Source organism: Pseudomonas sp. 10(2024) (assembly GCF_045164175.1).
GTDB classification, from domain to species: Bacteria; Pseudomonadota; Gammaproteobacteria; order Pseudomonadales; family Pseudomonadaceae; genus Aquipseudomonas; species Aquipseudomonas alloputida.
Genome location: NZ_CP174006.1, coordinates 2,098,960 through 2,123,613 on the forward strand (window position 1 = coordinate 2,098,960; position 24,654 = coordinate 2,123,613).

Sequence of the window (24,654 nt, forward strand, 5' to 3'; positions counted from 1 at the left end):
GCGAAAGGCCCCGCACAGGTCCGCACAGGCCTGCCTCACAGCCAGTACGTCACCGCCCACCATCCCAACCCGCCCATCACCACGGTATAGGGCAGCGCCATCCACACCATCCGCCCATACGACAGCCGGATCAGCGGTGCAATGGCCGAGGTCAGCAGGAACAGGAACGCCGCCTGCCCGTTCGGCGTCGCCACGCTTGGCAGGTTGGTGCCGGTGTTGATCGCCACCGCCAGGGTTTCGAAATGCTCGCGGCTCATGCTGCCATCGAGAAATGCCTGCTTCACTTCGGTGATGTAGATGGTGGCAACGAACACATTGTCGCTGATCGCCGACAGCAAGCCGTTGGCCAGATACAGCATGCCCGGTTGCTGTTCGGCCGGCAGCGTCAGCACCCAGTTGATCAATGGGCTGAAAAGCTGCTGCTGATGAATCACCGCGACCACGGCGAAGAACACCACCAACAGCGAAGTGAACGGCATGGCGTCCTGGAAGGCACGGCCCAGGCGGTGCTCGTCGGTGATGCCGGTGAAGGCCGTGATCAGTACGATCACCATCAGGCCGATCAGGCCGACCTCGGCCACATGCAGCCCCAGGCAGATGATCAGGATCAGTGCAGCGAGCCCTTGTACCCACAGCGCGATGCGCTGGGCCTGGGTGCGCGCCGCATCGTCTTCGGCCGCATAGGCGGTCAGCACCCTGCGCACCGGTTCGGGCATCAGCGTGCCGTAGCCGAACAGGCGCGCTTTTTCCAGCAGCACGCAGGTCACCAGGCCAGCACCCAGCACTGGCAGCGATACGGGCGCCACCTTCAAGAAGAAGTCGACGAAGTGCCACCCCATCTCGTGGCCGATCAACAGGTTCTGCGGCTCGCCCACCAACGTGCAAACGCCGCCCAAAGCGGTACCCACAGCGCCATGCATCAGCAGGCTACGCAGGAAGGCGCGGAATTGGTCGAGGTCTTCCCGGTGCAGGTGAGCGACTTGCTGGTCGCTCTCCAGTGCGCTGTCCTCGCGCGGATTGGCCCCGGACGCGACGCGGTGGTACACCGCGTAGAAGCCGACCGCAGCGCTGATGATCACCGCCGTGACGGTCAGGGCATCGAGAAACGCGGATAGAAACGCCGACAGTACGCAAAACAGCAGCGCCAGAATGGCCTTGGAACGCACCCCGAGCAAAATGCGTGAGAACAGGAACAGCAACAGTTCCTTCATGAAGTGGATGCCGGCGACCATGAACATCAGTAGCAGGATTACCGGGAAGTTGTGCTGCAGTTCCTCGTACAGCGCCTGTGGCGTGGTCATCTGCAACAGCAGGGCTTCGATCAGCAACAAGCCACCGGGCATCAACGGGTAGCATTTCAGGGCCATGGCCAGGGTGAAGATGAATTCGAGCACCAGTGCCCAGCCGGTCGCAACCGGGCCAATGGTTACCAACAACAGCGGGTTGAGCACCAAAAACAGGCAGATGACCACCTTGTACCAAATCGGCGACTTGCCCAGAAAACCGTGGGCGAGGGCGCCGGTCAGGGGGCGTGACATAAATATGTATCCTTATAATTCAGCGATGGCGCACGGTGCCGGATATACGCGTCTTAGGCAAGGCGCACAGTCCCGTTTTTGGCACATGTACGGCCATTGGGCTGGGTTACCATCGGTGTCATGAACCTTTCATCCTCAGGAGTGCCGCCCGTGACCGAGTACAGTGCATTCAAGGTCGAACTGACCGACAGCGTCGCCCATGTTCAGATCAATCGCCCAGAGAAGGTCAACGCGATGAATGCGGCCTTCTGGGAGGAAATCGTCGACATCTTCCAGTGGATCGATGACACCGATGCCGTGCGCGTGGTGGTGATCAGTGGCGCTGGCAAGCATTTTTCCGCCGGTATCGACCTGATGATGCTGGCCTCGCTGGCTGGGCAGATGGGCAAGGACGTGGGCCGCAATGCACGCTTCCTGCGCAAGACCATCCAGCGGCTGCAGGCTTCGTTCACCGCTGTAGACGCGTGCCGCAAACCCGTACTGGCGGCCGTGCAGGGCTACTGCATCGGCGGCGCCATCGACCTCATCTCGGCGTGCGACATGCGCTACTGCAGCAGAGACGCGCAGTTCTCGATCAAGGAAATCGACATGGGCATGGCTGCCGATGTCGGCACATTGCAACGTTTGCCACGCATCATTGGCGACGGCATCATGCGTGAGCTGGCGTTTACCGGGCGCAATGTCGAGGCCGACGAGGCGCTGCGTATCGGCCTGGTCAACCGAGTCTATGATGATCAGGCTGCACTGATGGACGGCGTCTTTGCCATTGCCCGCGAGATTGCCGCAAAATCGCCGATCGCCGTGGCCGGCACCAAGGAAATGCTCAGCTACATGCGTGACCATCGCATCGACGATGGCCTGGACTACATTGCCACCTGGAACGCCGCAATGCTGCAGTCCGAAGACCTGCGTGTGGCTGTGGCGGCGCACATGAGCAAACAGAAACCGACGTTCGCCGACTGATCGGGCCGGGGGACGCGCAGTAAAGGAACCCCCGACATGTCAGCACGCTGGACTACTGCAGTACTCGACCCACAGATGACCGGGGGGCTGGCCTTGGCCCGCAGCCCTGAAGGGTTTCTGGTGGACGCCAACGGCGCGCTGTTCCCCCGCGACTGGCTAAAGCGCCAGGACCTCGACGTGCTGTGCGAGCATGGCATCGGCCACTTTGACGGCCAGCCGGTGTTCCTGCTGGAACTGCGCAGCGCCACTGATGTGCCTGGCTGCAGCTGGCGCGGCCTGCGTGCGTTCATGCTCGAAGGCGACTTCGACACCTACAAGGTGCTGGGCTATGCCGCACAGATCGGCACCTGGGCCCGCGAGCATCGCTTCTGCGGCAGTTGCGGCCAGGCGATGACGCAAATTCGCTGGGAGCGGGCGATGTATTGCCAACCCTGCGACCTGCGCAGCTATCCGCGAATTTCACCCAGCATGATCGTGCTGGTGACCCGCGGCGATGAAATCCTGCTGGCGCGTTCGCCGCGCTTCGTCACCGGGGTTTACAGCACCTTGGCAGGTTTTGCCGAACCGGGTGAATCGGCCGAAGACTGCCTGGTGCGCGAAGTGCGCGAAGAAGTGGCGGTGGAGGTGAAGAACATTCAGTACGTCGGCAGCCAGTGCTGGCCGTTTCCGCATTCGATGATGCTCGGTTTCCATGCCGAGTACGCCGGTGGCGAGATTGTCATGCAACCGGACGAGATAGAGGACGCCAAGTGGTTCAGCGTCCACGACCTGCCGCCGCTGCCGGCTGGGCGGTCGATTGCCCGATACCTGATCGACCTGTATGTTGCGCGGCGGCTGGGCTGTGATATCCCTGCTTTCCCGTCCTAGCTGCAGTGAGAAGTGTTCATCGCCCCTCACCGACAGGCCCATGCACAGGCCGGCGATGTAGTCCACCTGCCCGGAAATGATGAACACCGTCAGCGCCGAAATGTTGCTGACGAAGTTCATGCTGCGCGCCACGTCGCTGGCGCGAACCGGGTCGATGGGTATTCAGGAATCGTTATTCTGATTACTGGTATATGCTCGGGAATCTGGTGTCGCTTGGGGGGAGCTCCCTGCCCTACGTATGGTATTCCTTGCCTGAAAAAAAGGGTTGGGGAGACCTAAGCTATCTGGGCTAGTTTCGGAATACGGCGGTGGTGGAAGACCTTGATTTTGTGAAAGAGCAGCAGCTAATTCGTGCGGGGTCAATCCAGACTGTAGTTCTGCAAGCCTGCTGTCAGTGGCTTCGATCTTAGCGGTGACATACTGTAATCGTTTTACCAGCTTTGGGAGGAGGTTATACGATCGAAGTTGTGCTGCTTCTGGTATGTCGCGCTCAAGCTGAGCCTTTTCTGCCAGTCGTTTTGGTAGCTTTTTCGCCATTTTAACATCCCAGCCAGTTGCCTTGCTGCTGAAACGCCACCCCGAGTACTTTTGCAGTTCTGGATGGTCGTGAGCGGCTATTATCTCTGTCATCTTATAAGCAGGTTCGGGGCGACTGAACAGTTTCTTGATCCAATTCTGGCCTGAATGATCTAGCCTGTTTATTGGGTCGGCAGAGCAATAGGCGTAGGCGTTTATGCCTCCTTTGCTAAAAGGGCTTAGGCTGTCGGGCGAGAGGAACCTCATCAAATTCGGGTTATAAGTACGCTTGCCGTTTCCCAGTAGGTAGCAGCCTGTCCATATGTCGCGAGGTGCTCCCGTGAAACCCAGTACGTAAATATTCCCTGGCTTAGCTGAGGCTCCATAGCAGGTATATTGGAAGGAAATAACCTTGCTTTGCATTTAGATATTTCCGTTGATGAGAGGCGTCATATATTTACAATTCCTTGCGCACCCCTCAACTGGCATAAATGATAGTACGGCTGATGGGCCTCATGATCGGGTACAAAGGTTCAGGCCTGCCCGAACCAGTGTTGCCACGCTAAGCGCACGGTCAACGCCAGCACCACGGTGATGAACACCGGGCGGATGAACTTGCTGCCACCGCTGATCGCCGTGCGCGCGCCGAAAAAGGCGCCGACCATCACCGACAGGCCCATGCACAGGCCGACGATGTAGTCCACCTGCCCGGAAATGATGAACACCGTCAGCGCCGCGATGTTGCTGACGAAGTTCATGCTGCGCGCCACGCCGCTGGCGCGTACCAGGTCGATGGGGTATAGCAGCAGGGTACTGACCGTCCAGAACGCCCCGGTACCTGGGCCGGCTACGCCGTCGTAGAAGCCCAGGGTGAAGCCTTGCGGCACTTGCCACTTTTTCTTGATCGGTGCATCGGCATCCAGCGGTGCCTTGGGCGTGCCGCCGAACAACAGGTAGATGCCACAGGCGAAGACGATCACCGGCAACATCTTGTTCAGCCATTCGGCTGGCATGTAGTGGGCGATGACGGCGCCGAGCGACGCCCCGGTCAGTGTGGCGAACAATGCCGGGCGCCACTGCGCCGGGTGGAACAGTTTGCGTTTGTAGTAAGTGAAACCTGCAGTGGCCGAGCCGAAGGTGGAACTGAGCTTGTTGGTGCCCAGGACCAGGTGCGGTGGCATGCCGGCAGTGAGCAGGGCCGGAGTGGTGAGCAGGCCCCCGCCACCGGCGATGGCGTCGATGAATCCGGCGACGAAGGCGACCAGCGCCAGGATCAGCAGGGTGAGGGGTTCTACGGTGAGTTCGAAGGGCATGGGTTTTTGACAGGCAGGGAGGCAAGGAGGCGGCAAAGTGCTGCACTAGAAGGGGAGCATGGTAATCCTGGGGAAGGTGCGTTGCCAGTGCCGGCCCTTTCGCGGGCAAGCCCGCTCCTACGAAGATGGCGTAATCCCGTAGGAGCGGGTTTACCCGCGAAAGGGCCGGTACTGGCGAAAACATCAACTACGAATAAACGCCAGCAAATCCGCATTGATCACATCGGCATGGGTGGTGGGCATGCCATGCGGGTAGCCTTTGTAGGTTTTCAGCGTGCCATTGGGAAGCAGCTTGGCCGAAAGTACCCCGGAGTTTTCATAGGGCACGATCTGGTCATCGTCGCCGTGCATCACCAGTACCGGCTGCTGGATGCCCTTCAGGTCGTCGGTGAAATCGGTCTGGGAAAACGCCACGATGCCATCGTAATGGGCCTTTGCACTGCCGATCATGCCTTGGCGCCACCAGTTGCCAATGATGCCTTCGCTGGCTTCGACCCCTGGGCGGTTGTAGCCGTAGAACGGCCCTGTTGGCACATCCCGGTAGAACTGCGCCCGGTTGCTGGCAACCTGGGCCTGGAAACCGTCGAATACCGACTTGGGCAGGCCACCGGGGTTGCCGGGGGTTTGTACCATCAAGGGTGGTACGGCCGCGATCAGCACGGCTTTGGCCACCTTGTCTTCAGGGTACCGGGCCATGTAGCGCACCACCTCGCCGCCGCCGGTCGAGTGGCCGACATGCACGGCACCCTGGGTGCCCAGGTGGGCGACCACGGCGGCTACGTCGTCGGCATAGTGGTCCATGTCGTGGCCGTCCCATACCTGGCTGGAGCGGCCATGGCCTCGCCGGTCGTGGGCGACCACGCGGTAGCCTTCAGCGAGGAAGAACAGCATCTGCGCGTCCCAGTCATCGGCACTGAGCGGCCAGCCGTGGTGGAAGTGGATCACAGGTGCATCGCGCGGGCCCCAGTCCTTGTAGAAGATCTGTACGCCGTCCTTCGTGGTTACATAGCTCATGGTCGTGTCTCCTGAGTGCAGGAAGCGAAGGGAGCTATTGAGAATAGGAGGAATTTTGGCGGGTATCGGGATGTTGTGTTGCCTGTGCGGGCCTCTTCGCGGGTTCACCCGCGAAGAGGCCCGCACAGGCAAGAGTCATGCCCTTCAGACGCGATCGCGCATGCGGTACCAGGCCTTTGCCGCCGCTTCCAATGGCGCAGCCAGCAGGTCGCCACCGGGGAAGCGGCCGTTGTCGATGCCTTGGTACAGCGCCAACAGGTCTTCATCGCCGAGAATGGCATCACTCACCGCACGCGCCGCCGCCAGGGTCGGCAATACGCCATGGCCGGAGAAACCCTGCAGCCAGTAGCGCTGGCCCTCGCGGCCGACGTCCGGGGTGCGCTTGATGCTGCAATCGATGTGGCCGCCCCAGGCATAGTCGATGGCCACCCCGGCCAGTTGCGGGAATACCCGCTCCAGGTACGGGCGGGTGGCGCTGGCGACGTCCTTGGGAATGCCGCCCAGGTAAGTGCAGCCACCGCCGAACAGCAGGCGGTGGTCCGGGGTCAGGCGGAAGTAGTCGGGCACGAACTGGTTGTCGATCACGCAACTGTTGCGAGGTAGTAACGAATGGGCGAAGTCGGCATCCAGAGGCGCAGTGGCTACCTGGTAGGAACCGACTGGCAACAGGCGGCGCGACAGACTGCGGTCAAGGCGATCGATGTAAGCGTTGCAGGCCAGCACCAATACCTGGCAGCGAACTTCGCCACGGTCGGTACGGGCGACATAGCCGTCGCGAGCCTGCTGGTAGCTGAGCACCTGGCTCTGTTCGTAGATTCGCCCGCCGCCAGCCTCGATGGTATTGGCCAGGCCCTGTGCCAGTTTCAGCGGGTTGAGGTGGGCACCTTTGGCGTCGTACAGCGCGGCCTGGTAGCGCGGGCTGTCGATCCATTGCGGCAACTCGTCACGGCCGATCAGGCGCAGGGCGTCGTAACCCCATTTATGCTCGGCATCATGCAGGGCCTCTTCGAGCATTTTCACCCGGCGCGGCAATACCGCAGTCCACAGGCTGCCCTGCCGGTAGTCGATGTCGAAGCCGTGGCGTTGGGGCAGTTCGCGCATTTCGTCGGCGGCCCAGCACATGCTGGCCCATAGCCGTTGGGTGCGTTCGATGCCAAGGGCCTGCTCCAGCGGCGGCATGTCGCACGACCAGCCCAACAGCGCCTGGCCACCGTTGCGTCCGGAGGCCGCCCAGGCAACCCGGCTGGCCTCCAGCAACGTTACGCGTTTGCCGGCCTGGGTCAGGCGCAGGGCAGTGTGCAGGCCGCTGAAACCGGCGCCGATGATCAGCACGTCGGTGTCTTGAGCGCCTTGCAGGGTAGGGCGTAATGGGATGTTGGCGGGGTAGGTCTGTGCGTAGTAACTGGCGACGTGCTGGGCGGATTGTTTGAACATGCCGGATTTTCCGTGAAAATTATTATGTTTATTTTCATGAAAAGTTAGCAGTTAAATTTCACGTTGCCAATGTGTTGGTCGGGGTTTGTGGTTTGCCTGTGGTTAATGTGTTGCCTGGGCTGGCCTCTTCGCGGGTGAACCCGCTCCTACAGGGGGGCTCGCTTTTTTCGCGCCTGCCGTGGCTTGCCTGGGGTCGCCTTGCTTCCAGTCGCTTTGCTCTTCCCGCCACCGCGACGTTTCTTTTTCCAGGGCGGGGCCGCCCCGGCCGCTGGCCCGCTGATGGTCATGCGCATGCCGCTGCAACGCTCGACCAGCTTGCCCATCCACGCCGACTGTCGGGCAACGAACTCTTCCAGGGTCATCTCGCCGCTTTGCACCATGTCCAGCGCCTGCTCCCAGATCGCCGTGGTGCCGGGGTCGGCAATCGCGCGGGGAACCGCGTCGATCAGGCTGAAGGCCGCAGGTGTGGCCGACAACGCCTTGCCGTTCTTCACCAGGTAACCGCGGTCGAGCAGGCCCTGGATAATGCTGGCGCGGGTGGCTTCGGTGCCGATGCCGGTGGTTTCCTTGAGCTTTTGCTTCAGCCGAGGGTCATCCACCAGCTTGGCCACGCTTTTCATCGCCTTGATCAGGTCGCCTTCGGTAAACGGCTTGGGCGGCTGGGTCCACAGGTCTTTCAGTTGCAGGCCGTGTACGTTGCAGTCCTGGCCTTCGCGCAGCGCCGGCAGCACCTGGGCTGGTGCTGCCTCGCGGCCTTTGGCCGGGGTCAGCGCCTCGGGCAAGGCGCGGCGCCAGCCCGGCTCGACGATCTGTTTGCCCACAGCACGCAGCGCATGACCGGCGCAGTCGAAGTCGGCCTGGGTGCGGTCGTACTCATGGTTGGGCAGGAACTGCGCCAGATAGCGGGCGCGGATCAGGGTGTAAACGGCCTTGTGCTTGGCCGGCAGGCGCGAGGGGTCGCTGGCGGCGGCGGTGGGGATGATGCCATGGTGAGCGCTGACCTTGGCGTCGTTCCACGCCCGCGAGCGGCGTTGCGGCTCCAGGTAGGGCTGCAGCGGCGCAAGGCTGGCATCGGCCCGTTGCAGGGCGGCAAGGATGGCGGGTGCCTCGGCGTGCTGGCTTTGTGGCAAATAGCCGCAATCGCTGCGCGGGTAGGTGATCAGCTTGTGTGTTTCGTACAGTGCCTGGGCAATGTCGAGGGTTTCCTGGGCGCCGAGGCCGAACTTTTTCGAGCACAACTCCTGCAGGGTGCCAAGGTCGAAGGGCAGCGGTGCTGCTTCGCGCACACGCTCGGTCGCCACCTTTACCGCTCGGGCAGTGCCGGCATGGCCGATGTCGGTGGCGGCCTGCTGTGCCAGGCTTTGCTTCAGGCAGCGGCCTTGGTCATCGCAGGCGTCTTCGGGGGCGCGCCATTGGGCATTGAAGCGTTGGCCGGCGTGTTCCAGCTGTACGTCGATGGCCCGGAACGGCACCGGCACGAAGTCGGCGATGCTGCGGTCGCGGTCGACCACCAGGCGCAAGGTCGGCGTTTGCACGCGGCCTACCGGCAGCACACCCTGGTAGCCGGATTGGCGGCCTAGCAGGGTGAACAGCCGGCTCATGTTCATGCCGATCAGCCAGTCGGCGCGCGAGCGGCCCAGCGCCGAGTGGTACAGGTTGAACGTCTCGTGGCCTGGCAGCAGGCGTGCCAGGGCCTTGCGGATGGAGGCGTCGTCCAGTGCCGACAGCCACAGGCGCTGCACCGGGCCCCGGTAGCGGCAATGCTCGACCAGCTCGCGGGCAATCATTTCGCCTTCGCGGTCGGCGTCGGTGGCAATCACCAGCTCCCGCGCTTCACCGAGCAGGCGCTTGACCGCCTTGAACTGGCTGGCGGTCTTGGGCTTTACCAGCATCTTCCACTTGTCTGGAATGATCGGCAGGTCGGCCAGGTTCCAGCGCTTGTAACGTTCGTCGTAGCTGTCGGGCGGGGCGGTTTCCAGCAGGTGGCCGATGCACCAGGTTACGCAGATGTCGGTGCCTTGCCAGCAGCCGTCGCCTTTGCGGTTGGCGCCGAGCACTTTGGCGATGTCTTTTGCCTGGGAGGGTTTTTCGCAGAGAAACAGGCGCATGGCCGGGGACGCTTCATCGGGGTGGTGGGCCATAGGATGCGCAAGCGGGGGCGCAGAGGCAAGTTTTATCTGGATGGATGTACAGGTTTTTTGTCAGCGGGGATGTATATCGCCTGAGCCGGCCTCTTCGCGGGTAAACCCGCTCCTACAGGGAAGCGCGGTGCTTGTAGGAGCGGGTTTACCCGCGAAGAGGCCAGTGCAGGTAATGGATCAGGCGCGCGAGTCGCGCACCATGTCGACATGCGGGATGCCAGCTTCGAGGAATTCCTCGCTGACTACGCGAAAGCCCAGCCGCTCATAGAACGGCGTGGCGTGCACCTGGGCGCTGAGCATCTGCTGTTTCAGGTCGCGGTTCTGCGCTTCGACGATGACCGCATTGACCAACGCATCGCCCACCTTCAGGCCACGCCAGTCCTTGAGCACCGAGATGCGCCCGATGGTGCCGTCGGCCAGCAGGCGCGCAGTACCGATTGGATAGTCGCCTTCCAGGGCCAGGAAGTGCAGGGCGTCCTGGTCTTCCGAATCGAACTCCAGCTCTGGTGGAATGTGCTGCTCGGCGACGAACACGGCTTCACGGATACGGCGGATGTCGGCGTTGTCTTTGTGCCAATCGGCGAGGCGAACGCTGATCTTATTCATTGGCGAATCCCAGGCTCCCTTGCTTGACCAGCTGCTGTACCAGCATCAGGCCATCCTCATCCTGCAGCCACTCGGCCAGGTTATCGATGTGCAGGGCGTCGGCCGCACATACCAGCTTCAGCAGCTCTCGCAGTTTGCCAGGCAGTGGGCAACTACGGCCGCTGGCGAACAGCAGCAGGTCGTCTTCGAACTCGGACCAAGCCAGGCGTGCGCTGGGGTTGCGGATCAGGATGGCGCCTTGCTCAAGGGCATTGATCAGCTCTTCCTCGCTCAGCTCTTCGCCAACGATCTGCTCGGGGTAGCGCGGCTCGGTCATGAACTGGCCGAACCAGGTCAGCAGCAGGTCCTTGTCGCCCATGTGCTTGTCGAGCAGCGCCTTGAGGCGGTCGAGGGCATCGTGCTGGATCTGGTGCGGGTCGCTGACCGGCTGGGCGTCGGCGTCGCTGTAGCGCTCTTCGTCGGGCAGGAACTGGCCGAGGAAGTCGGTGAAGTGGGTCAGCACTTCGGCAGCGCTCGGTGCGCGGAAGCCGACCGAGTAAGTCAGGCAGTCATCCACGGCCACGCCGTAGTGGGCCAGGCGCGGTGGCAGGTAGAGCATGTCGCCGGGCTCCAGGGTCCACTCGCCGCTCTGCTCGAACTCGGCCAGGATACGCAGGTCGGCGTGCTCCAGCAGCGGGCTGTCACTGCTGCACATCTGGCCGATCTTCCAGTTGCGCTGGCCGTGGCCTTGCAGCAGGAACACATCGTAGTTGTCGAAGTGCGGGCCGACGCTGCCACCCGGGGCGGCGAAGCTGATCATCACGTCATCGATACGCCAGCTGGGCAGGAAGCGGAAGTTTTCCAGCAGTTCGGCCACTTCCGGAACGAACTGGTCAACGGCCTGTACTAGCAGGGTCCAGTCTTTTTCCGGCAGTTCGGCGAAGGTGTCTTCGTTGAACGGGCCGCGGCGCAGTTCCCACGGGTGAGCGCCATGCTCCAGCACGATACGCGACTCGACTTCGTCTTCCAGGGCCAGGCCGGCGAGCTCGTCGGGGTCGATCGGGCTGATGAAGTCCGGGAAGGCCTGGCGTACCAGCAGCGGCTTCTTCTGCCAGTAGTCGCGCATGAATTCGCGGGCCGAGATGCCGCCGAGCAGCTGCAGTGGAGTATCAGGATTCATGTTCAACCTATTGAAAAAACGTAATTTTCGTACGGGAATAAAAACGCCCGGCCAGGCCGGGCGTTGTACGCGACGCTCAGCTTAGATGCGTTTGGCCTGGGCTGCCGCGTTACCGATGTAGGTAGCGGGGGTCAGCTGCTTGAGCTCGGCCTTGGCTTCGGCTGGCATGTCCAGGCCGTCGATGAAGGTCAGCAGCGCTTCTGGGGTGATGCCCTTGCCACGGGTCAGCTCTTTGAGCTTCTCGTAGGGGTTTTCGATGTTGAAGCGGCGCATCACGGTCTGGATCGGCTCGGCCAGCACTTCCCAGCAGGCGTCCAGGTCGGCGGCGATGCGAGCTTCGTTGACTTCCAGCTTGCCGATGCCTTTCAGGCTGGCCTCGAAGGCGATGACGCTGTGGGCAAAGCCCACGCCCAGGTTGCGCAGCACGGTGGAGTCGGTCAGGTCACGCTGCCAGCGCGAGATCGGCAGCTTGCTGGCCAGGTGCTGGAACAGCGCGTTGGCGATACCCAGGTTGCCTTCGGAGTTTTCGAAGTCGATCGGGTTGACCTTGTGCGGCATGGTCGACGAGCCGATTTCGCCGGCGACGGTCTTCTGCTTGAAGTAACCCAGCGAAATGTAGCCCCACACATCACGGTCGAAGTCGATCAGGATGGTGTTGAAGCGGGCGATGGCGTCGAACAGCTCGGCGATGTAGTCGTGCGGCTCGATCTGGGTGGTGTACGGGTTGAACTGCAGGCCCAGCTCGTCTTCGATGAAGGCGCGGGCGTTCTCTTCCCAGTCGATCTGCGAGTAGGCCGACAGGTGGGCGTTGTAGTTGCCCACGGCGCCGTTGATCTTGCCCAGCAGCGGCACGGCGGCAACCTGGGCGATCTGGCGCTCCAGGCGATACACGACGTTGGCCAGCTCTTTACCCAGGGTGGTCGGCGAAGCCGGCTGGCCGTGGGTGCGCGACAGCATTGGCACTTCGGCGTGGGCGTGGGCCAGGGCGCGGATGGCGTCGGCGACCTGGCGCATCAGCGGCAGCAGCACTTCGTCACGGCCGGCGCGCAGCATCAGGGCGTGGGACAGGTTGTTGATGTCCTCGCTGGTGCAGGCGAAGTGGATGAACTCGCTGACCTTGGCCAGCTCAGGCAGCTTGGCGGCCTGCTCCTTGAGGAGGTATTCAATGGCCTTGACGTCGTGGTTGGTGGTGCGCTCGATTTCCTTGACGCGCTCGGCGTGCTCCAGCTTGAAATCGGTGGCCAGGCTGTCCAGCAGGGCGTTGGCTTCGGCGGAGAACGCCGGCACTTCGCCGATTTGCGGGTGGGCGGCCAGGCGTTGCAGCCAGCGCACTTCGACCAGGGCGCGGAAACGGATCAGGCCGAATTCGCTGAAAATGGGGCGCAAGGCCTGGGTTTTGCCGGCATAACGGCCGTCTACAGGGGAAACCGCAGTGAGCGAAGAAAGCTGCATGGGGTGTTCTCGGACAGTCAGGCTTTTGGAAGGGCGCATATCATACATGAAAATTGCGCCTGGGTCGGGTGGCTGACCAAAGGTCGGCCCAATTTGGATCTGGTGGCAGACCCTGTGGAAGCGGGCTGCCCAGCCCGTCAGTTGGGGCTGCGCATCATGTCGTACAGTTCGTTCAGCAACTTGCGCCGGCTGAACACCAGCTGCCAACGGTGCCCGCCCAGCTGCCGCCACAGTCGCGCGGCGCGGATGCCGGCCAGCAGCAGGGCACGGATCTTCGAGGCATTGTTGGGCTGCTGCAGGAAGCGCATGTCGCCGTGCACCTGGATGCGCTGGCGCAAGGTGCTCAGGGTGTCCTGGTACAAGGCTCCACTGGAAGCGATGACGTTTTCGTGAACCAGGCCGAAATGCTCTGCCTGCGACTGGATTTGCGGCAGGCGGTTGCCGATGGTGTCCAGCAGGTCGCCACGCTTGTTCAGCTGGCGCTCCAGGCCCAGCATCGACAGTGCGTAGCGCAGCGGCTCGCGCTGCAGGCTGTTGGGGTCGCGCTCGAGGGCGCCGATCAGTGCCCGGTAGCCGTCGCGCAGGTTCAGGTCGTCACCGCCGAACACCTCCAGGGTGTCCTTGGGGTCGCGCACCAGCAGGCTGCCCAGCATGCAGCCGATATTGGCTTCACTGGCCTGGCCGGTGCGGGCGATGCGGTCGACCAGCACGGCGGCCTGGAACACGCCACCCAACGCAATCAGCTGCTCCTGCAGGTTGCTCATGCGCGCGGGCTCCACGGCTCGGCAGCCTCGATCACGCCACCGCCCAGGCACACTTCGCCGTCGTAGAACACCACCGACTGGCCCGGCGTAACGGCGCGCTGAGGCTCGTCGAACACGGCGCGGTAGCCGCTGGCGGTGCGTTCCAGGGTGCATCGCTGGTCGCTCTGGCGGTAGCGCACCTTGGCAGTCAGCTGGCGCGGGCTGCCGAGGTCGACCGGGTTGACCCAGAAAATTTCCGAGGCCAGCAGGGCGCGGGAGAACAGCCATGGGTGCTCGTTGCCCTGGCCGACCACCAGCACGTTGCGAGCCAGGTCCTTGTGCAGCACGTACCACGGCTCGTCACTGGCATCCTTCAGGCCGCCAATGCCCAGGCCCTGACGCTGGCCGATGGTGTGGTACATCAGGCCATGGTGGCGGCCGATCACTTCACCTTCGGTGGTTTCAATGTCGCCCGGCTGGGCCGGCAGGTACTGCTTGAGGAAGTCGCTGAAGCGGCGCTCGCCAATGAAGCAGATGCCGGTGGAGTCTTTCTTCTTGGCGGTGGCCAGGCCGTGTTTTTCGGCAATGGCACGCACTTCGGGCTTTTCCAGTTCGCCGACCGGGAACAGGGTGCGGGCAATTTCCTGGCCGCCGACGGCGTGCAGGAAATAGCTCTGGTCCTTGTTCGGGTCCAGGCCCTTGAGCAGTTCGGTGAGCGCACCAGTATCGCGGCGGCGCACGTAGTGGCCGGTGGCGATCAGGTCGGCACCCAGTGACAGGGCGTAGTCGAGAAACGCCTTGAACTTGATTTCGCGGTTGCAGAGGATATCGGGGTTAGGGGTGCGGCCAGCCTTGTATTCCTCAAGGAAGTGCTCGAACACGTTGTCCCAGTATTCGGCGGCGAAGTTGGCGGTGTGCAGCTTGATGCCGATACGGTCGCACACGGCCTGGGCGTCGGCCAGGTCTTCACGGGCGGTGCAGTATTCGGTGCCGTCGTCCTCTTCCCAGTTCTTCATGAACAGCCCTTCCACCTGGTAGCCCTGCTCGATGAGCAGAAGGGCTGAGACGGAAGAGTCCACGCCGCCGGACATGCCGACGATGACGCGGGTCTTGGCGGGGTCTTTAAGTGCTGGGCTGGTCATGGGTACCGGTGTGTATCAAGGGGGAAAAACGCCGATTCTATCAAACCCGCGGCGCCGCGTCAGTCGCGTAGCAGGTCGAGGCTGTGCAGCGGGCCTTTGAGGTAGTCATCCAGGCAGCGCGGCACCAGCTCGCTGCGCCAGCGAGTGGGGTCGGCCAGCAGTTCGTCGCGGGTCAGCCACACGGCGCGGACGATGTCGCTGTCCAGTGCCAGGTCGTTGTGATGGCGCACGGGGCGGGCGGCGAAGCAGACGCGCTGGTAGGTCACGCCGTTGCTGGGGGCGGTGTACAGGTAGATGCCGACCACGCCGGTCAGCTCGACTTCCCAGGCGGTTTCTTCCAGGGTTTCGCGCAGGGCGGCCTGGGGCAGGGTTTCATTTGGCTCGAGGTGCCCGGCGGGCTGGTTGAAAACGTGCTGGCCGGCTTTGAATTCTTCGACGAAGAGGAACCTGCCTTCGTGTTCGACGAGGGTGGCGACGGTGATGTGGGGTTGCCAAGTCATTTGCGCTGTCCTTTTGGATGGCTGGGGCTGCTTTGCAGCCCTTCGCGGGCAAGCCCGCTCCCACAAGGTGCAGCGCAGGTCTCACAAACTGCACCTCTCCTGTGGGAGCGGGCTTGCCCGCGAAGGGCCGCAGAGCGGCCCCATTTCCCAGAAAGCACAAACCCCGGTGCGTGGCCGGGGTTTGTGCTGTTACTTCAAGCGAACCTTACAGCGCGGCGATGGCGCTGTTCAGGGTCTGGCTTGGGCGCATCACCTTGGCGGTCAGCTCGGCATCCGGGGCGTAGTAGCCGCCGATGTCGGCTGGCTTGCCCTGAACGGCGTTGAGCTCGGCGACGATGGTCGCTTCGTTCTCGGCCAGGATTTTTGCCAGTGGTGCGAAGCGTGCCTGCAGGGCAGCGTCGTCCGTCTGAGCGGCCAAGGCCTCGGCCCAGTACAGGGTCAGGTAGAAGTGGCTACCGCGGTTGTCGATACCGCCGACTTTGCGCGACGGCGACTTGTTGGTGTCGAGGAACTTGCCGGTAGCCTGGTCCAGGGTGTTGGCCAGAACCTTGGCGCGCGGGTTGTCGTAGGTGTTGCCCAGGTGCTCCAGGGAAGCGGCCAGGGCCAGGAATTCACCCAGCGAGTCCCAACGCAGGAAGTTCTCTTCAACCAGCTGCTGCACGTGCTTCGGAGCCGAACCGCCGGCGCCGGTTTCGAACAGGCCACCGCCGTTCATCAGCGGCACGATCGACAGCATCTTGGCGCTTGTGCCCAGTTCCATGATCGGGAACAGGTCGGTCAGGTAGTCGCGCAGCACGTTGCCGGTCACCGAGATGGTGTCCTTGCCTTCGCGGATGCGGGCCAGGGAGAACTTGATGGCGTCGACCGGTGCCAGGATGCGGATGTCCAGGCCGGTGGTGTCGTGATCTTTCAGGTACTTCTGCACCTTCTCGATCATGACGCCGTCGTGGGCGCGAGCCGGGTCCAGCCAGAACACCGCCGGGGTGTTGCTCAGGCGGGCACGGTTGACGGCCAGCTTGACCCAGTCCTGGATCGGCGCGTCCTTGGTCTGGCACATGCGGAAGATGTCACCGGCTTCGACGTTCTGCTCCAGCACGACGTTGCCCTTGCCATCGACTACGCGAACCACGCCGTCAGCCTTGATCTGGAAGGTCTTGTCGTGGGAGCCATACTCTTCGGCTTTCTGCGCCATCAGGCCAACGTTCGGCACGCTGCCCATGGTGGTCGGGTCGAAGGCACCGTTGACCTTGCAGTCTTCGATGGTGGCCTGGTAGATGCCGGCGTAGCAGCGGTCCGGGATCACGGCCTTGGCGTCTTGCAGTTCGCCTGCGGCGTTCCACATCTTGCCCGAGTCACGGATCATGGCCGGCATCGAGGCGTCGACGATCACGTCGCTCGGCACGTGCAGGTTGGTGATGCCTTTGTCGGAGTTGACCATGGCCAGGGCTGGGCGCTCTGCGTACAGGGCCTGGATGTCGGCTTCGATCTCGGCCTGCTTGTCGGCTGGCAGGTCCTTGATGCGGGCGTACAGGTCGCCGATACCGTTGTTGGCGTTGAAGCCTACTTCGGCCAGGGCAGCGGCGTGCTTGGTCAGCACGTCGTTGTAGAATTCTTCGACGATGACGCCGAACATGATCGGGTCGGAGACCTTCATCATGGTGGCTTTCAGGTGCACCGACAGCAGCACGCCGGCGGCCTTGGCATCGGCGATCTGTTCGGCGATGAAGGCTTTCAGGGCCTTGCGGCTCATGGTGGCGCAGTCGATGACTTCGGCGGCTTTGACGGCGGTCTTTTCTTTCAGCACGGTGGTGCTGCCGTCTTTGCCGACCAGCTCGATGCGCAGGCTGTCGTCAGCTTCGATCAGTGCGGCTTTTTCGCTGCCGTAGAAGTCGCCCTGGGTCATGTGGGCAACGTGCGACTTGGAGTCAGCGGCCCAGGCGCCCATCTTGTGTGGGTGCTTGCGGGCGTAGTTCTTGACCGACAGCGGCGCGCGGCGGTCGGAGTTGCCTTCGCGCAGCACCGGGTTCACGGCGGAGCCCTTGATGCGGTCGTAGCGGGCGCGGGATTCTTTTTCTTCCGCGGTGGCCGGTTCGTCGGCGTAGTCAGGGATGTTGAAGCCCTTGCCTTGCAGTTCCTTGATCGCGGCTTTGAGCTGCGGTACCGAGGCGCTGATGTTCGGCAGCTTGATGATGTTGGCGTCAGGGGTGGTAGCCAGCTGGCCCAGTTCCGCCAGGTGATCGCCTACTTGCTTCTCTGCGCCCAGTTGCTCCGGGAAGGCGGCAAGGATACGGCCAGCCAGGGAAATGTCGCGAGTTTCGACAGCGATGTCAGCCGAAGCGGTGAACGCTTCGATGATCGGCAGCAGCGAGTAAGTGGCGAGGGCGGGGGCTTCGTCGGTGAAGGTATAGATGATCTTGGAACGGGTGGGCATGCGGGTTAACTCTCTGTGTGCTGAGCGTGCTCGAGTCTCGTGGTGCGCAGGGTAGGCGCATCGCCCTGGTAGCACCATGAGCGGAAAGTCGAGAGGCTGCGAGCGGTGATGGTGGATGCATCAGTCGAGCGTCAAGTGCTGAGCTGCGGTAACAACCCAGGCTTTATGGCCATTCATGGCCTAGGGCGGTCCGCATTTTCCTGGGATTCGCCCCGATGACCCTTCGGTCGCGGCGGAGTATACCAAACCATTTGGGCTAATCAGCAAGGCCAAGTGATATCGGCCCATTTATAAGACCAAAGACTAAGCGGCAATGCGGCGGGTTGTCGCATGCCTTGCAGGTCGGCAGATGTGGTTTAGGCTCAGTGGATCGCACGATGTCCAAACCACACCCGATAGCGGAGTAGTGCAAGCATGGGATACCAGAAAATCAAGGTTCCGACCGACGGCAGCAAGATCACCGTCAATGCAGATCATTCGCTCAACGTGCCTGATCATCCGATCATTCCTTACATCGAAGGCGACGGGATCGGCGTCGATGTTTCGCCGGTCATGATCAAGGTGGTCGATGCCGCCGTGGAGAAGGCCTACGGCGGCAAGCGCAAGATTGCCTGGATGGAGGTGTACGCTGGCGAGAAAGCCACCCAGGTGTATGACCAGGATACCTGGCTGCCGCAGGAAACCCTCGATGCCGTGCGTGATTACGTGGTATCGATCAAGGGCCCGCTGACCACCCCGGTCGGTGGCGGCATCCGCTCGCTCAACGTGGCCCTGCGCCAGCAACTGGACCTGTATGTATGCCTGCGGCCGGTGCTGTGGTTCCAGGGTGTACCGAGCCCGGTGAAAAAGCCGGGCGACGTCGACATGGTGATCTTCCGCGAGAACTCCGAAGACATCTATGCCGGCATCGAGTGGAAGGCCGGGTCGCCTGAGGCGAACAAGGTGATCAAGTTTCTCAAGGAGGAAATGGGGGTCACCAAGATCCGCTTCGACCAGGACTGTGGTATCGGCGTCAAGCCGGTGTCGAAGGAGGGTACCAAGCGTCTGGTGCGCAAGGCCCTGCAGTATGTGGTGGATAACGACCGCGAATCACTGACCCTGGTGCACAAGGGCAACATCATGAAGTTCACCGAGGGTGCCTTCAAGGACTGGGGGTACGAGGTGGCGCGTGACGAGTTCGGTGCTGAACTGCTCGATGGTGGCCCGTGGATGAAATTCAAGAACCCCAAGACCGGTCGCGAGGTCATCGTCAAGGACGCCATCGCCGACGCCATGCTGCAGCAGATCCTGCTACGCCCGGCCGAGTACGACGTGATCGCCACCCTCAACCTCAACGGTGACTACCTGTCCGATGCCCTGGCGGCGGAAGTGGGTGGTATCGGCATTGCCCCGGGCGCCAACCTGTCCGATACCGTGGCCATGTTCGAGGCCACTCACGGCACTGCGCCCAAGTATGCCGGGCAGGACAAGGTCAACCCGGGCTCGGTGATCCTCTCGGCAGAGATGATGCTGCGCCACATGGGGTGGACCGAGGCCGCCGACCTGATCATCAAGGGCACCAATGGCGCCATTGCGGCCAAGACCGTGACCTACGATTTCGAGCGGTTGATGGAGGGGGCCAAGCTGGTAAGCAGCTCAGGCTTTGGCGATGAAATGATCAAACACATGTAAGGCAACAGAAAACCGGTCGCCTCCTGTAAAGAGGCGGCCGGTTTTTTCGTCTATCGGCACAGCGCAGGCAGTCAGGCTTTTGCAGTTTCGCTTTGCGGCTCGCCCAGGGTTCTGGCAGCCTCTGCTGCAGCGGCCGCGGCATCTTTGATTTCGACGGCGTGCAAGCCTTTGGGGCCCTGGACGATGTCGAATATCACGGCCTGGCCAGCCTTCAGGGTCTTGTATCCGTCCATTCGGATGGCGGAATAATGGGCGAACAGGTCATCGGATTTACCTTCCTCATTGATGAATCCATAGCCCTTGGCATTGTTGAACCACTTGACTTTACCGCTTGCCATCCCTATGTCCCTCTGCAAAGGACTCCATCACTGGAGTATCATCCACTTCATCCGCATACGAACCTTGCGAAAAATCTGGTTGACTGCGCGGATCTTTATCGACCACGGTGGGTTCTTATTGGTTGTAACACCGTTTTGCCGATAGTCAAGGTCACGCGGCGCCTGCGCTGGCGGTGGCCTGTGCAGTCAACCCGAAACCTTAACCTGACGCTCATGATGAAATTCTTTCCATGCATGCACCTAGTGAGATTCGACTAACATTCAATCAGGATCGCCCGCAATCGAATGAGGACGACGGCTCAGGTCTTGCAGTTCAGGAAGCCAAGCCGATCCTGCAGGCGCCACCGATGTACAAGGTGGTTTTGTTCAACGATGACTACACGCCAATGGATTTCGTCGTCGAAGTGCTCGAGACGTTCTTCAGTCTGAACCGCGAGCTGGCGACCAAGATCATGCTGACCGTCCATACCGAGGGGCGGGCAGTGTGCGGATTGTTTACCCGTGACATCGCCGAAACAAAGGCTATGCAGGTCAACCAATACGCCAGGGAAAGCCAGCATCCGCTACTCTGTGAAATCGAGAAGGACGGTTAATCGCCGACCACTTGGGTATGAGGTGAAGCTATGTTAAACCGCGAGCTCGAAGTCACCCTCAATCTTGCCTTCAAGGAGGCTCGTTCGAAGCGTCATGAGTTCATGACCGTCGAGCATCTGCTGCTGGCACTCCTTGACAATGAGGCTGCCGCGACCGTTCTGCGCGCCTGTGGCGCCAATCTCGACAAGCTCAAGCATGACCTGCAAGAGTTCATCGACTCCACCACGCCGTTGATCCCTGTCAACGACGAAGACCGTGAAACCCAGCCGACCCTGGGCTTCCAGCGCGTGCTGCAGCGTGCCGTGTTCCACGTGCAAAGCTCTGGCAAGCGCGAAGTGACCGGCGCCAACGTGCTGGTGGCGATCTTCAGCGAACAGGAAAGCCAGGCCGTGTTCCTGCTCAAGCAGCAGAGCGTGGCCCGTATCGACGTGGTCAACTACATCGCCCATGGCATCTCCAAGGTGCCAGGGCATGGTGCGCAATCTGAAAGCGACCAGGACATGCAGGACGAAGAGGGCGGTGAAACCTCCTCTTCGAGCAACCCGCTGGACGCCTACGCCAGCAACCTGAACGAGCTGGCCCGTGCCGGCCGTATCGATCCGCTGGTAGGTCGCGAGCAGGAAGTGGAGCGTGTGGCGCAAATCCTGGCTCGTCGGCGCAAGAACAACCCGCTGTTGGTGGGTGAGGCAGGCGTGGGCAAGACGGCCATCGCCGAAGGCCTGGCCAAGCGCATCGTCGATGGTCAGGTGCCTGACCTGCTGGCACAGAGCGTGGTGTACTCCCTTGATCTGGGCGCCTTGCTGGCCGGTACCAAATACCGTGGTGACTTCGAGAAGCGCTTCAAGGCGCTGCTCGGTGAGCTGCGCAAGCGTCCGCAGGCCATCCTGTTCATCGACGAAATTCACACCATCATCGGCGCCGGTGCGGCGTCGGGCGGGGTGATGGATGCCTCCAACCTGCTCAAGCCGCTGCTGTCGTCGGGTGAAATCCGCTGCATCGGTTCGACCACGTTCCAAGAGTTTCGCGGCATCTTCGAGAAGGATCGTGCCCTGGCGCGTCGCTTCCAGAAGGTGGATGTCAGCGAGCCATCGGTCGAAGACACCGTGGGCATTCTGCGCGGCCTGAAAGGGCGTTTCGAAAGCCACCACAACATCGAGTACAGCGACGAAGCCCTGCGCGCCGCTGCCGAACTGGCTTCGCGCTATATCAATGACCGGCACATGCCTGACAAGGCCATCGATGTGATCGACGAGGCTGGCGCCTACCAGCGCCTGCAGCCAGAGGCCAGTCGCGTCAAGCGCATCGATGTGCCGCAAGTGGAGGATATCGTCGCCAAGATTGCGCGAATTCCGCCGAAGCACGTCACCAGTTCCGACAAGGAGCTGCTGCGCAACCTTGAGCGCGACCTGAAACTGACCGTGTTTGGCCAGGACCAGGCAATCGACTCGCTGGCCACCGCGATCAAGTTGTCCCGTGCCGGCCTCAAGTCGCCAGACAAGCCGGTTGGTTCGTTCCTGTTCGCCGGCCCTACCGGCGTCGGCAAGACCGAAGCGGCGCGGCAATTGGCCAAGGCGCTGGGTGTGGAGTTGGTGCGTTTCGACATGTCTGAGTACATGGAGCGCCACACCGTCTCGCGTTTGATTGGTGCGCCGCCGGGTTATGTCGGTTTCGACCAGGGTGGCCTGTTGACCGAGGCGATCACCAAACAGCCGCACTGCGTATTGTTGCTCGACGAAATCGAGAAGGCCCACCCGGAAGTCTTCAATCTGCTGCTGCAGGTGATGGACCACGGTACCCTGACCGACAACAACGGGCGCAAGGCCGACTTCCGTAACGTGATCCTGATCATGACCACCAACGCCGGTGCAGAAACTGCGGCGCGGGCGTCGATCGGCTTTACTCATCAGGACCACGCGTCCGATGCCATGGAAGTGATCCGCAAGAGCTTCACGCCAGAGTTCCGCAACCGTCTGGATACCATCATCCAGTTTGGCCGCCTGAGCACGGAGACGATCAAAAGCATCGTCGACAAGTTCCTTATCGAATTGCAGGCGCAGCTGGAAGACAAGCGTGTGCTGCTGGAAGTCAGCGATGAAGCACGCGGTTGGCTGGCGGTTTCGGGCTATGACGTGCAGATGGGCGCGCGGCCAATGGCGCGGCTGATCCAGGACAAGATCAAGCGGCCGCTGGCCGAGGAGATCCTGTTTGGCGAGCTGGCCGAGCATGGTGGCGTGGTGCATGTCGACCTGCGCGATGGCGAACTGGTGTTCGACTTCGAAACCACGGCTGAGGTCGCGTGATGTGCAGGGGCTGCCTTGCAGCCCCTTGCAGTTTCTTGAGGCACAAAAAAGCCCGGCACCTGGCCGGGCTTTTTCATGGCTTGAGCTTAGCGCGCACGGTAGGTGATGCGGCCCTTGCTCAGGTCGTACGGCGTCAGCTCGACGCGGACCTTGTCGCCAGTGAGAATGCGGATGTAGTTCTTGCGCATCTTTCCGGAGATGTGCGCGGTTACGACGTGCCCGTTTTCCAACTCCACGCGGAACATGGTGTTGGGCAGGGTGTCGACGACAGTACCTTCCATTTCGAAGCTGTCTTCTTTCGACATGCAGTTGAGCCCTCGGATCCAATGTTAGCCCGACGCATATCCGCACCGGGCAAAAAAGTGGCGTGGATTATGCCGGAAAACTGCGTGTCAAGCCAATGCTTTCAGTTGAGGGTGACCCAGCGCTGGTTTATCAGCAGCTCGATAGGTCGGTACTGCGTCTTGTAGTTCATCTTCTTGCAGTTCTTGATCCAGTAGCCCAGGTAAACCGCCTCCAGGTTCTGGCGCAGCGCTTCGGTGATCTGCCAGAGAATGGCGAAACGGCCAAGGCTGCGGCGCTCCTCGTCCGGCTCGTAGAAGGTGTACACCGCCGACAGGCCATTGGGCAGCAGGTCGCACACTGCCACCGCCATCAACCGGCCTTCCAGGCGAAACTCGTAGAACCAGCAGAACGGCAGGTCGCGTACCAGGAAGGTGGAAAACTGATCGCGGCTGGGCGGGTACATGTCGCCATCGGCGTGGCGGGTTTCGATATAGCGCCGGTACAGCTCGAAGTACTCTTCCTTGAACGCCGGGCGCGCTGCGGTTACGGTCAGGTCGGCGTTACGTTTGAGTATGCGACGCTGCTGGCGGTTGGGAATGAAGCGCGCCGCCGGGATGCGCGCCGGCACGCAGGCGTTGCAGTTCTGGCAGTGTGGGCGGTACAGGTGGTCGCCACTGCGGCGAAAGCCCATTTCCGACAAATCGGCGTATACGTGCACGTCCATCGGCTGGCTGGGGTCGAGGAACAGCGTGGTCGCCTGCTCCTCCGGCAGGTAGCTGCAGGAGTGGGGCTGAGTGGCATAGAACTTCAACCGCGCCAACTCTGTCATGATCAACCCCTTCGGTGAGACTTTGTTTTAAGTGTAAGCCAGCTACGGGAACTCGCCTAGGCAACCCATGAAGCGCTGTTGGGCTGGTCAAGGTGGCGTGCCAGGTAGCTGGCGAACTCGGCACGGCTGATGGCGTGGGCGCCCAGGCTGTGCAGGTGGTTGGTCGGCATCTGGCAGTCGATAAGCACGAAGCCGGCGTCTCGCAGGTGGTTGACCAAGGTCACGAAACCGACCTTGGAGGCGTTGTCGGCGCGGCTGAACATCGATTCGCCAAAGAACAGCTGGCCCATGGCCAGGCCGTACAGGCCCCCGACCAGTTCGCCGTCCTGGCGAACTTCGACCGAATGAGCGATGCCACGGCGGTGCAGCTCGCAGTAGGCGTTGCGCATGGTGTCGGTGATCCAGGTGCCGTCAGCGTAGTCGCGAGGCGCGGCGCAGGCGGCGATCACGGCCGGGAAGTCGGTGTCGAAGCTGACCTGGTAGCGGCCTTGGCGCATCAGCTTGGCCAGCGAGCGTGACACATGCAACTGGTCAGGCAACAACACCGTGCGCGGGTCGGGTGACCACCACAGGATCGGTTGGCCGTCCTGGTACCACGGGAAGCAGCCATGGCGATACGCCTGCACCAGGCGCTCGGGGCTCAGGTCACCGCCGGCGGCCAGTAGGCCGTTGGGATCGTGCAGCGCCTTTTCCAGGGGCGGGAAGGTCAGCGAGTCGCGGGTCAGCCAGGTGAGCATGGTCTATCGTGCGGTGGGGGAGGGGAGAGGGCAGCATGGCTTGGGTGAAAAGCGGGGTCAATCTCTTTGGGGGTTTCAAAG

Annotated in this window: 22 protein-coding genes and 1 pseudogene; 5 read left to right on the forward strand and 18 right to left on the reverse strand. The window is 62.0% G+C overall.

From position 1 onward, the window contains the following. Nucleotides 1-35 precede the first annotated feature (35 nt). Entirely contained in the window at nt 36-1,538 is a 1,503-nt protein-coding gene (gene nhaB, locus ACI7M0_RS09395) for a sodium/proton antiporter NhaB (RefSeq protein WP_104961304.1), read from the reverse strand. A 150-nt stretch (nt 1,539-1,688) separates the two neighbouring features. On the opposite strand from nhaB, the gene ACI7M0_RS09400 reads away from it, so the two are divergent. Together ACI7M0_RS09400 and nudC are read left to right on the forward strand one after the other, a co-directional pair. After that, complete coding sequence (locus ACI7M0_RS09400) at nt 1,689-2,501, forward strand: crotonase/enoyl-CoA hydratase family protein (protein WP_020193699.1); 813 nt, start codon at nt 1,689-1,691, stop codon at nt 2,499-2,501. Between the two features lie 36 nt (nt 2,502-2,537). Further along, nucleotides 2,538-3,368, forward strand: coding sequence for an NAD(+) diphosphatase (gene nudC / locus ACI7M0_RS09405; RefSeq protein WP_129931988.1), 831 nt, complete (start codon nt 2,538-2,540; stop codon nt 3,366-3,368). 27 nt (nt 3,369-3,395) lie between these two features. Here nudC and ACI7M0_RS09410 read toward each other — a convergent pair. The 13 genes and pseudogenes from ACI7M0_RS09410 to ACI7M0_RS09470 form a co-directional block, all read right to left on the reverse strand. Continuing rightward, nucleotides 3,396-3,527, reverse strand: a pseudogene (locus ACI7M0_RS09410) (hypothetical protein); the annotation flags it as partial. 3 nt (nt 3,528-3,530) lie between these two features. Then, nucleotides 3,531-4,307, reverse strand: a complete 777-nt coding sequence (locus tag ACI7M0_RS09415; RefSeq protein ID WP_129931987.1) for an RHS repeat-associated core domain-containing protein — start codon at nt 4,305-4,307, stop codon at nt 3,531-3,533. A 110-nt stretch (nt 4,308-4,417) separates the two neighbouring features. Next, the gene (locus tag ACI7M0_RS09420; protein ID WP_060489072.1) at nt 4,418-5,197 is read right to left on the reverse strand and encodes a TSUP family transporter; all 780 of its coding nucleotides are present in this window, start codon (nt 5,195-5,197) and stop codon (nt 4,418-4,420) included. A gap of 183 nt (nt 5,198-5,380) precedes the next feature. Beyond that, nucleotides 5,381-6,211, reverse strand: coding sequence for an alpha/beta fold hydrolase (locus ACI7M0_RS09425; protein WP_104961307.1), 831 nt, complete (start codon nt 6,209-6,211; stop codon nt 5,381-5,383). Between the two features lie 144 nt (nt 6,212-6,355). Further along, nucleotides 6,356-7,645, reverse strand: coding sequence for an FAD-binding oxidoreductase (locus ACI7M0_RS09430; RefSeq protein WP_104961308.1), 1,290 nt, complete (start codon nt 7,643-7,645; stop codon nt 6,356-6,358). A gap of 146 nt (nt 7,646-7,791) precedes the next feature. Next, nucleotides 7,792-9,753: a DNA topoisomerase III gene (locus ACI7M0_RS09435; protein WP_129932008.1), complete on the reverse strand. Its 1,962-nt coding sequence runs from the start codon at nt 9,751-9,753 to the stop codon at nt 7,792-7,794. Nucleotides 9,754-9,963: 210 nt separating this feature from the next. Further along, the gene (locus ACI7M0_RS09440; RefSeq protein ID WP_003251237.1) at nt 9,964-10,392 is read right to left on the reverse strand and encodes a GNAT family N-acetyltransferase; all 429 of its coding nucleotides are present in this window, start codon (nt 10,390-10,392) and stop codon (nt 9,964-9,966) included. Next, nucleotides 10,385-11,551, reverse strand: a complete 1,167-nt coding sequence (locus ACI7M0_RS09445; RefSeq protein WP_014590368.1) for a cupin domain-containing protein — start codon at nt 11,549-11,551, stop codon at nt 10,385-10,387. Before ACI7M0_RS09445 ends, ACI7M0_RS09440 begins: the two co-directional genes overlap by 8 nt. Nucleotides 11,552-11,632: 81 nt before the next feature. Beyond that, a complete protein-coding gene (gene purB / locus ACI7M0_RS09450) occupies nt 11,633-13,003 on the reverse strand; it encodes an adenylosuccinate lyase (RefSeq protein ID WP_010954819.1) in 1,371 nt (456 codons plus the stop codon). Nucleotides 13,004-13,140: 137 nt separating this feature from the next. Beyond that, the gene (gene hflD / locus ACI7M0_RS09455; protein ID WP_010954818.1) at nt 13,141-13,767 is read right to left on the reverse strand and encodes a high frequency lysogenization protein HflD; all 627 of its coding nucleotides are present in this window, start codon (nt 13,765-13,767) and stop codon (nt 13,141-13,143) included. Then, the gene (gene mnmA, locus ACI7M0_RS09460; protein ID WP_010954817.1) at nt 13,764-14,888 is read right to left on the reverse strand and encodes a tRNA 2-thiouridine(34) synthase MnmA; all 1,125 of its coding nucleotides are present in this window, start codon (nt 14,886-14,888) and stop codon (nt 13,764-13,766) included. The genes hflD and mnmA overlap by 4 nt, the downstream gene beginning before the upstream one ends. 59 nt (nt 14,889-14,947) lie before the next feature. Continuing rightward, complete coding sequence (locus tag ACI7M0_RS09465) at nt 14,948-15,388, reverse strand: NUDIX hydrolase (protein WP_129931986.1); 441 nt, start codon at nt 15,386-15,388, stop codon at nt 14,948-14,950. 205 nt (nt 15,389-15,593) lie between these two features. After that, the gene (locus tag ACI7M0_RS09470; RefSeq protein ID WP_129931985.1) at nt 15,594-17,819 is read right to left on the reverse strand and encodes an NADP-dependent isocitrate dehydrogenase; all 2,226 of its coding nucleotides are present in this window, start codon (nt 17,817-17,819) and stop codon (nt 15,594-15,596) included. A 414-nt stretch (nt 17,820-18,233) separates the two neighbouring features. Between ACI7M0_RS09470 and icd the strand changes: the two genes are divergently transcribed. After that, nucleotides 18,234-19,490, forward strand: a complete 1,257-nt coding sequence (gene icd / locus ACI7M0_RS09475; protein ID WP_014755963.1) for an NADP-dependent isocitrate dehydrogenase — start codon at nt 18,234-18,236, stop codon at nt 19,488-19,490. Nucleotides 19,491-19,561: 71 nt separating this feature from the next. Here icd and cspD read toward each other — a convergent pair whose 3' ends face one another. Further along, nucleotides 19,562-19,828 carry a cold shock domain-containing protein CspD gene (gene cspD, locus ACI7M0_RS09480; RefSeq protein WP_014590372.1) on the reverse strand — a complete coding sequence of 89 codons (267 nt, stop codon included), beginning with the start codon at nt 19,826-19,828 and terminating at the stop codon, nt 19,562-19,564. Between the two features lie 230 nt (nt 19,829-20,058). Here cspD and clpS point away from each other — a divergent pair, with 230 nt between their 5' ends. After that, nucleotides 20,059-20,421: an ATP-dependent Clp protease adapter ClpS gene (clpS, locus tag ACI7M0_RS09485; protein WP_003251220.1), complete on the forward strand. Its 363-nt coding sequence runs from the start codon at nt 20,059-20,061 to the stop codon at nt 20,419-20,421. Between the two features lie 30 nt (nt 20,422-20,451). Further along, complete coding sequence (gene clpA / locus ACI7M0_RS09490; protein WP_064491929.1) at nt 20,452-22,722, forward strand: ATP-dependent Clp protease ATP-binding subunit ClpA; 2,271 nt, start codon at nt 20,452-20,454, stop codon at nt 22,720-22,722. Nucleotides 22,723-22,808: 86 nt separating this feature from the next. Here the strand turns inward: clpA and infA are convergent, their stop codons facing one another. The 3 genes from infA to aat all read right to left on the reverse strand — a co-directional run bounded on the left by infA (nt 22,809) and on the right by aat (nt 24,573). Next, the gene (gene infA, locus ACI7M0_RS09495; protein ID WP_002553999.1) at nt 22,809-23,027 is read right to left on the reverse strand and encodes a translation initiation factor IF-1; all 219 of its coding nucleotides are present in this window, start codon (nt 23,025-23,027) and stop codon (nt 22,809-22,811) included. A gap of 101 nt (nt 23,028-23,128) precedes the next feature. Then, a complete protein-coding gene (locus ACI7M0_RS09500; RefSeq protein ID WP_003251215.1) occupies nt 23,129-23,836 on the reverse strand; it encodes an arginyltransferase in 708 nt (235 codons plus the stop codon). Between the two features lie 56 nt (nt 23,837-23,892). Continuing rightward, nucleotides 23,893-24,573 carry a leucyl/phenylalanyl-tRNA--protein transferase gene (gene aat / locus ACI7M0_RS09505; protein WP_003251213.1) on the reverse strand — a complete coding sequence of 227 codons (681 nt, stop codon included), beginning with the start codon at nt 24,571-24,573 and terminating at the stop codon, nt 23,893-23,895. Nucleotides 24,574-24,654 lie beyond the last annotated feature (81 nt).

Bases quoted from the DNA above. Each gene is read 5' to 3' on its own strand.
- nhaB (WP_104961304.1), bottom strand. From the start codon at position 1,538: ATGTCACGCCCCCTGACCGGCGCCCTCGCCCACGGTTTTCTGGGCAAG.
- nudC (WP_129931988.1), top strand. From the start codon at position 2,538: ATGTCAGCACGCTGGACTACTGCAGTACTCGACCCACAGATGACCGGG.
- ACI7M0_RS09415 (WP_129931987.1), bottom strand. From the start codon at position 4,307: ATGCAAAGCAAGGTTATTTCCTTCCAATATACCTGCTATGGAGCCTCA.
- ACI7M0_RS09420 (WP_060489072.1), bottom strand. From the start codon at position 5,197: ATGCCCTTCGAACTCACCGTAGAACCCCTCACCCTGCTGATCCTGGCG.
- ACI7M0_RS09425 (WP_104961307.1), bottom strand. From the start codon at position 6,211: ATGAGCTATGTAACCACGAAGGACGGCGTACAGATCTTCTACAAGGAC.
- ACI7M0_RS09430 (WP_104961308.1), bottom strand. From the start codon at position 7,645: ATGTTCAAACAATCCGCCCAGCACGTCGCCAGTTACTACGCACAGACC.
- ACI7M0_RS09435 (WP_129932008.1), bottom strand. From the start codon at position 9,753: ATGCGCCTGTTTCTCTGCGAAAAACCCTCCCAGGCAAAAGACATCGCC.
- ACI7M0_RS09440 (WP_003251237.1), bottom strand. From the start codon at position 10,392: ATGAATAAGATCAGCGTTCGCCTCGCCGATTGGCACAAAGACAACGCC.
- ACI7M0_RS09445 (WP_014590368.1), bottom strand. From the start codon at position 11,551: ATGAATCCTGATACTCCACTGCAGCTGCTCGGCGGCATCTCGGCCCGC.
- purB (WP_010954819.1), bottom strand. From the start codon at position 13,003: ATGCAGCTTTCTTCGCTCACTGCGGTTTCCCCTGTAGACGGCCGTTAT.
- hflD (WP_010954818.1), bottom strand. From the start codon at position 13,767: ATGAGCAACCTGCAGGAGCAGCTGATTGCGTTGGGTGGCGTGTTCCAG.
- mnmA (WP_010954817.1), bottom strand. From the start codon at position 14,888: ATGACCAGCCCAGCACTTAAAGACCCCGCCAAGACCCGCGTCATCGTC.
- ACI7M0_RS09465 (WP_129931986.1), bottom strand. From the start codon at position 15,388: ATGACTTGGCAACCCCACATCACCGTCGCCACCCTCGTCGAACACGAA.
- ACI7M0_RS09470 (WP_129931985.1), bottom strand. From the start codon at position 17,819: ATGCCCACCCGTTCCAAGATCATCTATACCTTCACCGACGAAGCCCCC.
- icd (WP_014755963.1), top strand. From the start codon at position 18,234: ATGGGATACCAGAAAATCAAGGTTCCGACCGACGGCAGCAAGATCACC.
- cspD (WP_014590372.1), bottom strand. From the start codon at position 19,828: ATGGCAAGCGGTAAAGTCAAGTGGTTCAACAATGCCAAGGGCTATGGA.
- clpS (WP_003251220.1), top strand. From the start codon at position 20,059: ATGCATGCACCTAGTGAGATTCGACTAACATTCAATCAGGATCGCCCG.
- clpA (WP_064491929.1), top strand. From the start codon at position 20,452: ATGTTAAACCGCGAGCTCGAAGTCACCCTCAATCTTGCCTTCAAGGAG.
- infA (WP_002553999.1), bottom strand. From the start codon at position 23,027: ATGTCGAAAGAAGACAGCTTCGAAATGGAAGGTACTGTCGTCGACACC.
- ACI7M0_RS09500 (WP_003251215.1), bottom strand. From the start codon at position 23,836: ATGACAGAGTTGGCGCGGTTGAAGTTCTATGCCACTCAGCCCCACTCC.
- aat (WP_003251213.1), bottom strand. From the start codon at position 24,573: ATGCTCACCTGGCTGACCCGCGACTCGCTGACCTTCCCGCCCCTGGAA.